The sequence below is a fragment of the Streptomyces sp. NPDC057682 genome (assembly GCF_042799575.1).
Lineage (GTDB): Bacteria > Actinomycetota > Actinomycetes > Streptomycetales > Streptomycetaceae > Streptomyces.
Genome location: NZ_JBHVIN010000010.1, coordinates 206,228 through 218,382 on the forward strand (window position 1 = coordinate 206,228; position 12,155 = coordinate 218,382).

Annotated in this window: 1 protein-coding gene (cut by a window edge); it reads left to right on the plus strand. The window is 75.8% G+C overall.

Annotated elements, in window-relative coordinates:
- On the plus strand, positions 1-12,155 hold the 5' portion of the coding sequence (locus tag ACFVDM_RS20465) for an SDR family NAD(P)-dependent oxidoreductase (protein ID WP_383641574.1). Its footprint extends 82 nt past the window's final position; 12,155 of the gene's 12,237 nt are visible here — the first part of the coding sequence; the start codon lies at positions 1-3; its stop codon lies beyond the right edge, outside the window.

Genomic DNA, 12,155 nt, shown 5'->3' on the forward strand with positions numbered 1-12,155 from the left:
ATGGACACCTTGCGACCCAACGACCCCCGCACCGGGAACCCCGCGACCCCCGTCCCGTCTCCTGACGGGACCGTCGGGACCCCGGTCGCGATCGTCGGGATCTCCTGCCGGCTGCCGGGGGCGCCGAACCCCGGAGCGTTCTGGACGCTGCTCAGCGGCGGGGAGCGCGCGGTCGGCCGGGTGCCCGCCGGGCGCGAACCGGTCGGCGGGGACTGGGGGGCCTTCATCGAGGGCGCCGACCGGTTCGACGCCGCCTTCTTCGGGATCACCCCCCGGGAAGCGGCCGTACTGGACCCGCAGCAGCGGCTCATGCTCGAACTCGCCTGGGAGGCCTTCGAGGACGCCCGGATCGTCGCCGCCGACCTCAGCGGCAGCGCGACGGGCGTGTTCGTGGGCGCCATGCGCGACGACTACGCCCACCTGCTGGCCCGCGCCGGCCGGGACGCCGTCAACCACCACACCATGCCCGGCGTGAGCCGCGGCGTCATCGCCAACCGCGTCTCCCACCTCTTCGGCCTGCACGGCCCCAGCCTGGTCCTCGACACCGGCCAGGCGTCCTCCCTCGTCGCCGTGCACACCGCTATGGAGAGCCTGCGCCGCGGCGAGACCACCCTCGCCCTGGCCGGCGGCGTCAACCTCAACCTGGCCGCCGAGACCGGCGTCGCCGCCGAGGAGTTCGGCGGCCTCTCCCCGGACGGCCACAGCTACACCTTCGACCACCGGGCCAACGGCTTCGTCCGAGGCGAGGGCGGCGTCGCGTTCGTCCTGCGGCTGCTCCCGGACGCGATCGCCGCGGGCGACCGCATCCACGGCGTCCTGCTCGGCGGTGCCGTCAACAACGACGGCGCCACCGCCCAGCTGACCACACCCAGCCGCCGGGCCCAGGCCGAGGTCCTGCGCCGTGCCTACGCCGCCGCCGGGGTCTCCCCGGCCCGCGCGCGGTACGTCGAACTCCACGGCACCGGCACCCCCGTCGGCGACCCGATCGAGGCCGCCGCCCTGGGCGACGTCCTGGGCAGCGTCCGCGAGGACGGCGACCCGCTGCTCGTCGGCTCCGTCAAGACCAACCTGGGCCACCTGGAGGCCGCGGCCGGTGCCACGGGCCTCCTGAAGACCGTGCTGTCCCTGTCCCACCGGCACATCCCCGCCAGCCTCGACTTCGAGGAGCCCAACCCGGACATCCCGCTGGACGCGCTGAACCTGCGCGTCGCGGACCGCCCGACCGCATGGCCCGAGGACGGCCATCCCCGTATCGCCGGCGTCAGCGCCTTCGGCATGGGCGGCACCAACTGCCACCTCGTCCTCACCGAGGCCCCCACCGCCCCCGAAACCCCCCGCCCGGCCACGGACGCCACCCCGCCGGTGGTCCCGTGGCTGCTGTCGGGCCGGAGTGCCGCCGCGCTGCGGGGGCAGGCGGAGGCGCTGGGTGCGCTCGCGGCCGATACCGATGCCGCCGCCGATGCCGGTGCCGATCCGGTCGCGGTGGGCTGGTCCCTCGCGACCACCCGGGCGCGGTTCGAGCACCGTGCGGTGGTGCTCGGTGCGTACCGCTCCGGCCTCGCGGCCCTGGCTACGGATGAGCCGTCGGCCGCCGTGGTGTCGGGGGTGGCCGGTCCGGTGGGCCGGTCGGTGTTCGTGTTCCCGGGGCAGGGTGCGCAGTGGGTGGCCATGGGGGCCCGGCTGCTGGCCGATTCGCCGGTGTTCGCGCAGGTCGTGGCTGAGTGTGAGGCCGCGATGGGTGGCCTCGTGGACTGGTCGGTGACCGATGTGCTGCGGGGCGGTGCGGATGCTCCGTCGCTGGAGCGGGTGGATGTCGTTCAGCCCGCGTCCTTTGTCGTGATGGTCGCGCTCGCGGCGGTGTGGCGGTCGTACGGGGTGACGCCTTCCGCCGTGGTGGGTCATTCGCAGGGTGAGATCGCCGCCGCGTACGTCGCCGGCGCGTTGTCGCTTGAGGACGCGCTGCGGGTGGTGTGTGTGCGGAGTCGGGCGATTGCCGGGCTGGCCAGCGGTAACGGGACGATGGCGTCGGTCGGCGCTGGAGTTGACCGGGTCGGGGAGATCCTGACGGAGTGGGGCGACCGCGTGTCGGTCGCTGCCGTCAACGGGCCCTCGCAGGTGGTCATTTCGGGTGAGGTCGAGGCCGTGGAAGAGGCTGTGGCCCGGTGTGTGGAGCTGGGGCTCCGTGCTCGCCGTATCGCGGTGGACTACGCCTCCCACTCGCCTGCGATGGATGTGCTGCACGACGAGCTGACGACCAGTCTGACCGGGATCACCCCGCGCGCGGGCACGATTCCGCTGCTGTCGACGGTGACGGGTGAGTTCACCGACGGCTCGGACATGACCACCGACTACTGGGTGACGAATCTCCGTTCCCAGGTCCGCTTCGCCCAGGCGATCGAGAAGCTGGCGGCGGAGGAGGGCTACGGCGTCTTCGTCGAGGTCTCGTCCCATCCGGTGCTGTCGGCCGCGATCGAGGAGATAGCCGACGAGGCCGTGGTCACCGGGTCGCTCCGCCGCGACGACGGCGGACTCGACCGGTTCCTCTCCGGCCTTGCCGAACTCTGGGTCCAGGGTGTGGACGTCGACTGGACGGCCGCGTTCCCCGAGACCCGTCCCGCGCTCGTCGACCTCCCCACGTACGCCTTCCAGCGTCGGCGCCACTGGTTCGACTCCGTGGCCCCGGAGGCCGAGGACGGGGCGACGGCGACCAGTGCCGTCGCCGGGCGGCTGGCGACGGCCGAGGGGGAGGAGGAGCAGCGGCGGATTCTGCTGGAGCTGGTGCGTACGCATGCCGCCGCGGTGCTCGGGCACGCGGACGCCGCCGTGATTCCGGCCGGAACGCCGTTCAAGGACCTCGGCTTCGACTCGCAGTCGTCCGTCCTGCTGCGCAACCGGCTGCGCAAGGCGCTCGCCATCGACTTGCCCACCACGCTGCTCTTCGACCACCCCACCCCGGTCCGGCTGGCCGCGCACCTTCAGCGCGCCGCCGGGGCCGATGCCGCCCCGCGGCTGCCGGAGGCGGCGGGCCGGGCCGCGTACGACGAGCCGATCGCGATCGTCGGCATGGGCTGCCGCTTCCCGGGCGGGGTCAGCTCCCCGGACGACCTGTGGGAGCTGGTGCGCTCCGGCACCGATGCCGTGGCGCCCTTCCCCACGGACCGGGGCTGGGACATCGGACGGCTGCTGGCCGACCCGGACGCACCGGGCGGATCGGCGGTTGCCCAGGGCGGGTTCCTCTACGACGCGGGCGACTTCGACGCGGACTTCTTCACGATCAGCCCCCGCGAGGCGCTGGCCATGGACCCGCAGCAGCGGCTGCTGCTGGAGACGGCCTGGGAGGCGCTGGAGCGCGCGGGGATCGATCCCTCGCGGCTCGGCGGCAGCCGTACGGGCGTCTTCGTCGGCGCGATGCAGCAGGAGTACGGGCCTCGCCTGGACGAGGCGGCGGACGGGCTTGAGGGCTATGCGCTGACCGGGACGACCGGTTCGACCGCCTCCGGCCGGATCTCCTACGTGCTGGGCCTGGAAGGGCCCGCGCTGACCGTCGACACCGCCTGCTCGGCCTCCCTGGTCGCGCTGCACCTGGCCGCGCAGTCGCTGCGCAACGGCGAATGCTCGCTGGCCCTGGCCGGTGCGGCGACCGTGATGTCCCGGCCCGGGATCTTCGTCGAGTTCAGCCGGCAGGGCGGGCTCGCGCCGGACGGGCGGTGCAAGGCGTTCTCGGACGAGGCCGACGGCACCGGCTGGGCCGAGGGCGTCGGCACCCTCGTCCTGGAACGGCTCTCCGACGCCCGCCGCAACGGCCACCGCGTCCTCGCCGTGGTCGAGGGCACCGCCGTCAACTCCGACGGCGCGTCCAACGGCCTCACCGCACCCAACGGCCCCTCCCAGCAGCGCGTCATCCGGCAGGCCCTCGCCAACGCCGGACTGCGCCCCGACCAGGTCGACGCCGTGGAGGCGCACGGCACCGGCACGGTGCTCGGCGACCCGATCGAGGCCGCCGCGCTGATCGAGGTGTACGGGCGCGGGCGCGCCGCCGAACGGCCCCTGTGGCTCGGCTCGTTGAAGTCCAACATCGGGCACGCGCAGGCCGCCGCCGGTCTCGGCGGTGTCATGAAGATGGTCCTCGCCCTGCGCCACGGGCTGCTGCCCCGCACCCTGCACGCGGACACGCCGTCCTCGCACGTCGACTGGTCGGCCGGGGAGGTCCGGCTGCTGACCGACGCCGTGCCGTGGCCGGCCGAGGACCGGCCGCGCCGGGCCGGAGTCTCGGCCTTCGGCGTCGGCGGCACCAACGCCCATGTGATCCTCGCCGAGCCCGCTGGGCCTGCCGGGTCCGTTGAGCCTGTTGAGCCCGTTGGTTCCGTTGAGTCTGCTGGTTCGGTTGAGCCCGACAGGCTCCCCCTGCCCTACGTCCTCTCCGCCCCCACGCCCACCGCCCTGCGCGAGCAGGCCCGGCGGCTGCGGACCGTACTGCGCGGCGAGGAGCCGGCCCGGCCCGCCGACATCGCGTACACCCTGGCCCACGGCCGGGCCCGGTTCCCGGAGCGGGCCGTGGTGCTCGCGGACGGACCCGACGAGCTGGACCGGACCCTCGCCGTGCTCGCCGAGGACGGCGAGACCGACGCGCTGGTACGCGGCCGGGCCGCGGGTGACGACCGGGTGGTGTTCGTCTTCCCCGGCCAGGGCGGCCAGTGGCAGGGCATGGCCACCGAACTGCTCGACTCCTCCCCGGTGTTCGCCGCCCGCATCACCGCGTGCGCGGAGGCGCTGTCGGAGTTCGTGGACTGGTCGCTGCTCGATGTGCTGCGCGGCGCCGAGGGGGCTCCGCCGGCCGACCGGGTCGACGTGGTGCAGCCCGCGCTGTGGGCGACCATGGTGGCGCTGGCCGAACTGTGGGAGTCCCGGGGCATCCGCCCGGCGGCCGTCGTCGGACACTCGCAGGGCGAGATCGCGGCGGCCTGCGTGGCCGGGGCGCTCACCCTGCGCGACGCCGCGCGCGTCGTGGCGCTGCGCAGCCGCGCGCTGCTGGCCCTGGCCGGCACCGGCACCATGGCCTCCGTCTTCGAGTCCCCCGACCGGGTCGCCGCACTCGTCGAGCGGACCGGCGGCCGGGTCTCCGTCGCCGCGGTCAACGGCCCCCGCTCCGTCGTGGTCTCCGGCGAGACCGACGCGGTCGCCGGTCTCCTCGCGGAGTGCGCGCGCCAGGACATCCACGCCCGCGCCGTCCCCGTCGACTACGCCTCCCACTCCGCGCAGGTCGAGCCCATCGAGGCCGAACTGGCCCGGCTGCTCGCCCCGGTCGAACCCCGGCGGGCGCGGGTGCCGTTCCACTCCACGCTCACCCGCACGGTCCTGGACGGCACCGAACTCACCGGCGACTACTGGTACCGGAACCTGCGCGGCACCGTCCGCTTCGAAGAGGTCGTACGGTCCCTCGCCGCGTCCGGGCACCGGATCTTCCTGGAGTCGAGCCCGCACCCGACGCTGACCATCGGCATCCAGCAGACGCTGGAGAGCGCCGGGGCCGACGACGGAGCCGCCGTCGCCTCGCTGCGGCGCGGTGACGGCGGCGAGCGCCGGCTCCGTACCGCGCTCGCCCAGCTGCACGTCCACGGGGTGGAGCCGGACTGGGACGGGCTCCTCGCCGGTACCGGCGGACGCCGGACCGATCTGCCGACCTACCCGTTCGCCCGCCGCCGCTACTGGTGGACGCCGCCCGCCACCGTCCCGACCGCCGCGACCACGGCCCCGCAGGCCGGGGACCGGCGCTACGACGTCGTCTGGCGGCCGCTGGCCGACGCTTCCGCTTCCCCGATCGCGGGCACCTGGCTGCTCGTCGCCCCGGCCGCCCCGGCCGCCGACCACGACGAGGCCGCCGACGCCCTGCGCGCGGCCGGTGCCGACGTCGTGCTGTGCCGGCTGCCGGACGGAACGCCGGACGCGGCGGCCCTCGCCCGCGCGGCCGAAGGCGTGGACGTGACCGGGGTGCTGTCGCTGCTGGCCCTGGACGGTGCGGAGGAAGCCGCGTCGGGCGTGGCCTCGGGCGGTGCGTCGGGGGTCGCTCCGGCCGCCAGCCCGGACGGTGCGGCGGACGCCGTGTCTGCGGGCGCCCCGGCCATCGGCCCGGACGGTGCGCATGACGTCGCGTCGGGCGTGGCCGCGACCGTGGCCCTGGTGCGCGCCCTGGAGCGGGCGGGAGTCACCGCCCCGCTGTGGTGCGCCACCCGGGGTGCCGTGTCCACCGGCGCCTCCGACCCGGCTCCCGAGCCCACGCCCGCCGCCGTCTGGGGCGTGGGGCGCGCGGCGGCCGTCGAGCACCCGCGTACCTGGGGCGGTCTCGTCGACCTGCCGCCGCGCTGGGACGGCCGGGTCCGCGAACGGCTGGCCGCCGTCCTCACCGGGCACGGCGACGAGGACCAGGTCGCGATCCGGCCCGCCGCCGTGTTCGCCCGCCGGCTGGTCCGGGCCCTGCGCCCCGCCACCGGGCGGCGGACGTACACCCCGAGCGGCACCGTGCTGATCACCGGAGGCACCGGGGCACTCGGCCGCCGGCTCGCCCGCCGCCTCGCGGAGGGCGGGGCCGCCCATGTCGTCCTGCTCAGCCGGGGCGGCGGCGACCCCGAGGAGATGGCCCGGCTCGGCGATGAACTACGCGAGGCGGGCGCCTCGTTGACGGCCGCGACCGGCGACGTCACCGACCGGGCGGCCCTGACCGCCCTGCTCGGCTCCATCGGCGCGGACCATCCGCTGACCGCCGTGTTCCACGCCGCGGGCGTCTGCGAACTCGCCCCGCTCGGCGACCTCGCCCCCGAGGACCTGCCCGCCCTCATGGCCGCCAAGGCCGAGGGCGCACGCCTCCTGGACGACCTGCTCACGGACACCCCGCTCGACGCGTTCGTCCTGTTCTCCTCGATCTCCGCCACCTGGGGCGTCGCCGACCACGCCGCGTACGGGGCCGCGAACGCCTGCCTGGACGCCCTGGCCGCCCGGCGGCGCGCGCGCGGGCTCACCGCCACGTCCGTCGCCTGGGGTCCCTGGAGCGGCGGCGGCATGATCGACGAGGACCGGGAGGCGGCCCTGGCCGCCACCGGGCTGCCGCTGCTCGAACCGGGCCCGGCGCTCGACGACCTGATGACCGTCCTCGACCACGACGAGACGGCGATCGTCGTCGCCGACGTCGACTGGGAGCGCTTCGCCCCCGTCTTCACCGCCACCCGCCCCAGCCCGCTCCTCGGCGAACTGGTCGCCGCCCCGGCGGACCCGGCCCCGGCCGACGAACCCGGCACGCCCGCCTCCGCGCTGCGCGCCGAGCTGGCCGGCCTCACCGAGGAGGCCCAGCGCGATCTGGTCCTGGACCTGGTGCGCCGGCACACCGCCCAGGTGCTCGGCCACAGCGAACCCAAGAACCTCGCCGCCGACCGGGCGTTCAAGGAACTCGGCTTCGACTCGCTCACCGCCGTCGGGCTGCGCGACCGGCTCGCCAAGGCACTGGGCACCCGGCTGCCCACCACCCTCGTCTTCGACCACCCGACCCCCGCCCTGCTCGCCGAGCACCTGCGGCGCGAGGCCCTGGGCGTGCGGCCGGCCCCGGACGGCGACGCACCGGCCCGTGCCACGGGCGCCGACGACGAACCGCTCGCCATCGTCGGCATGTCCTGCCGGCTGCCCGGCGGCGTCGACGGACCGGAGGCGCTGTGGCGGCTGCTCGTGGACGGACAGGACGCCGTCGGCGGCCTGCCCACGGACCGGGGCTGGGACATCGAGTCGCTCTACGACCCCGACCCCGACCGGCACGGCACCAGTTACACGCGGGGCGGCGGATTCCTGCACCGGGCCGCCGAGTTCGACCACGATTTCTTCGGCATCTCCGCCCGCGAGGCGCTGGCCATGGACCCGCAGCAGCGGCTGCTCCTGGAGACCTCGTGGGAGGCGTTCGAAAACGCCGGAATGGTCCCCGCCGACCTCAAGGGCAGCGCCACCGGGGTCTTCGCCGGAATCCTCGCCAGCGACTACGGCCGGCTGCACGGCATGCCCGGCGAACTGGAGGGCTACCACGTCACCGGCGGCGCGCCGAGCGTCGCCTCCGGCCGCCTCTCGTACACCTACGGCTTCACCGGCCCCGCCCTCACCATCGACACCGCCTGCTCCTCGTCGCTGGTGGCCCTGCACATGGCCGCCGGTGCCCTGCGCTCCGGCGAATGCGAACTCGCCCTGGTCGCGGGCGCGTCGGTGATGTCGACCCCCACCCCGATGATCAGCTTCAGCCGGCAGCGCGCCCTGTCCACCGACGGCCGCTGCCGGTCCTTCGCCGAGGACGCCGACGGCTTCGGCATGGCCGAGGGCGTGGGCGTCCTCCTCGTGGAGCGGCTGTCCGACGCCCGGCGCCACGGCCACCGCGTCCTCGCCGTGGTGCGCGGCAGCGCCGTCAACCAGGACGGCGCGTCCAACGGACTGACCGCCCCCAACGGCCCCGCCCAGCAGCGCGTCATCCGGCAGGCCCTCGCGACCGCCGGTCTGACGGCCGCCGACGTGGACGCGGTCGAGGCGCACGGCACCGGCACCAAACTCGGCGACCCCATCGAAGCGCAGGCCCTGATCGCCACCTACGGCCAGGACCGGCCCGACGGGCGGCCGTTCTGGCTGGGCTCCGTCAAGTCCAACGTGGGCCACACCCAGGCCGCGGCCGGAGTCGTCGGCATCATCAAGATGGTCCAGGCACTCCGGCACGAGACCCTGCCGCAGACCCTGCACGCCGCCGAGCCCACCTCGCGCGTCGACTGGTCGGCCGGTGAGGTCCGGCTGCTGACGGACCCCGTGCCGTGGCCGGCCGAGGACCGCCCGCGCCGGGCCGGTGTCTCCGCCTTCGGCATCAGCGGCACCAACGCGCACGTGATCCTGGAGGAGGCCCCCGAACCGGCCGCCCCCGCCCCCGCCCCCGCCGACGCCCGGCCCGAAGGCGCCGTCCCCTGGCTGCTGTCCGCCCGCGAACCCGAGGCGCTGCGCGCCCTCGCCGCCTCCCTCGCCCCGCTGGCCGGCACCGCCGACCCGTACGACACCGCACACGCCCTCGCCGCGACCCGCGCACGGTTCGAGCACCGCGCCGTCGTCGTCGGGGAGCCCGGACCGGCCCTCACCGCCCTCGCGGCCGGTGAACCCGCCGGGCAGCTCGTGTCCGGCACGGCCGGGCCCGTCGGCCGCACCGTGTTCGTCTTCCCCGGCCAGGGCGCCCAGTGGGCCGGCATGGCCGTCGAACTCGCCCGCTGGTCCCCGGTGTTCGCCGAACGCCTCGCCGCGTGCGAGACGGCGATGGCCCCGTACGTCGACTGGTCGCTGACCGAGGTGCTGGCCGGGGCGCCCGGAGCGCCGTCCCTGGACGCGGTCGACGTCGTCCAGCCCGCCTCGTTCGCCGTGATGGTGTCGCTCGCCACGCTCTGGCAGGCGTACGGCGTCGAGCCCGCCGCCGTGGTGGGCCACTCCCAGGGCGAGATCGCCGCCGCATGCGTCGCCGGAGCCCTCACCCTGGAGGACGCCGCCCGCGTCGTCTGCGTCCGCAGCAAGGTGCTGACCGGGGTCACCGGACGCGGCGCCATGGCCATCGTCGCCCTGCCCCAGGACCGCATCGACGGCCTGCTCGCCCCGTACGGCGAGCGGCTCTCCGTCGCCGCCGTCAACGGACCCTCCTCCGTCGTCCTCTCCGGCGACCGCGACGCCCTGGAGGACCTGGCCCTCGTCTGCAAGGAACGCGAGATCCGGGTCCGGACGATCCCCGTCGACTACGCCTCGCACTGCGCCCACGTGGAACCCGTCCTGGACGAACTGGCCGCCCTGCTCGCCCCCGTGACGCCGCTTCCGCCCCGCATCCCCTTCTACTCCACCGTCACCGGCGAGTGGATCGACACGGCGGCCCTGGACGCCGCCTACTGGTGCGCCAACCTGCGCCGCCCCGTCCGCTTCGCCGACGCGGTGGCCGCACTCGCCGCCGAGGGCTACGACGCCTGGATCGAGAGCAGCCCGCACCCGGTGCTGCTCGCCGCCGTGGAGGAGACCCTCGACGGCCGCGAGGACGCCTTCGCCGTGGGCTCCCTGCGCCGCGACGACGGAGGCGGCGACCGCTTCCTGCTCTCGCTGGCCGAGGCCTGGGTGCGCGGCGTCCCCGTCGACTGGGACCGGGCGTTCCCCACCGCACCCGGCACCCGCGTGGACCTGCCCGCCTACCCCTTCCAGCGGCGCCGCCACTGGATCGAGGCCCCCGCCGACACCGCCGCCCAGCGCGAACGCGCCCTCGTCGACGGCTGGCGCTACCGCGTCACGTGGACCCCGGTCCCGGCCACCGGCGCCACCGCCCTGTTCGGTGACTGGCTCGTCGTCACCCCCGACGCCACGGTGGACACCGCCCTCGTGCGGACCGTCCTCGACGGACTCGCCGCACACGGCGCGACCGTCCACCCCGTCGGCGTACGGGAACTGGCCGCCGGCACCGCCCGGCTCCCCGCCCGCGTCGACGGCGTGCTCTCGCTCGCCGCCCTCGACGACCGCCCCCGCCCCGACGAACCGGCGCTCTCCACCGGACTGGCCGACACCTTCGCCTGCGTCCGGGCCCTGACCCCGGACGCCCCGCTGTGGCTGGCCACCCGGGGCGCCGTCGGACCCTCGGACGACGACCCCGTACGCCACCCGGTCCAGGCCCAGGTGTGGGGGATCGGCGTGGTCCTCGGGCTCGACGAACCCGACCGGCTCTGCGGACTGGTCGACCTCCCGGACCGGCTCGACGACGACGCACTCGGCCGGCTCGCCGAGGTGCTGTCCGGGACGACCGGGGAGACCGAGGTCGCCCTGCGCGGCCCCGCCGTCCTCGCCCGGCGCCTCGTCCGGGACCCCGCACCCGCCGCCGCCCCGTGGCGCCCGCGCGGCACCGTCCTGATCACCGGCGGCACCGGCGCCCTCGGCTCCCACGTGGCCCGCTGGGCCGCCCGCAACGGCGCCGCGCACCTGCTCCTGACCAGCCGCCGGGGCGCCGACGCCCCCGGCGCCGCCGAGCTGACGGAGGAACTGACCGCGCTCGGCGCCCGGGTGACGGTCGCCGCCTGCGACATCGGCGACGCGGACGAGGCCGCCGCCCTCCTGGCCTCCGTCGACCCGGCCGAACCGCTGACCGCAGTCGTCCACACCGCTGGGCTCACCCAGCCCGAGATCCCCGTCCGCGAGCAGTCCACCGACGCCCTCGCCCGCATCCTGCGCGGCAAGGCCGAGGGCGCCCGCCACCTGGACGCCCTCACCACCGGACTGGACCTGGACGCTTTCGTGCTGTTCTCCTCCGGCGCCGGCACCTGGGGCGACGCGGGCAAGGCCGGATACGCCGCCGCCAACGCCTACCTCGACGCCCTCGCGCAGCAACGACGCGCCCGCGGCGAGACCGCCACGGCCATCGCCTGGGGGGCCTGGGACGGCGGCGGCATGGTCGAGGGCGAGGTCTCCGACCTCCTCACCCGGCGCGGCATGCGCCTGATGCGGCCCGAAGCGGCCGTACGGGCCCTGGCCCTGGCCGTCGGCAACGGCGACACCACCCTCGCCGTCGCCTCCATCGACCTCAGCCGCTTCCTCCCCCTCTACACCATGACGCGCGACCGCCGCCTCGTCGCCGCCCTCACCGAGGCCGCGGACCTGGCCGGGGCGGCGTCCGTATCCGGACCGGGCGACACGGCGGGCGAGACCCGCGCCGACGCGTCCACGGCCCTCGCGGACCGGCTCGCCGGCCTGAGCGCCGACGAACAGGAGAGCACCCTGGTGGACCTCGTCCGCCGGGAGGCCGCCGCCGTCCTCAAGGCGGGACGCCCGGAGGAGATCCGGCCCCGCCGGGCCTTCAAGGAACTCGGCTTCGACTCCCTGACGGCCCTGGAGTTCCGCAACCGCCTCAACACGGCGACCGGCCTGAAACTGCCCGCCACGCTCGTCTTCGACCACCCCACCCCCGCCGCGCTCGCCCGCCGGCTGCGCGACGAACTGGGCGGCGGGACCGACGACGTACTCACCGGGCTGACCCAGTTGGAGGCGCGGCTGGCGGCGCTTCCGGACGAGGAATGGACCCGCCTGGACCTGGACGGCCGGCTGGCCGCCCTGCTGCGCCGGACCGTACCGGTGGCGGCCGCACCGAC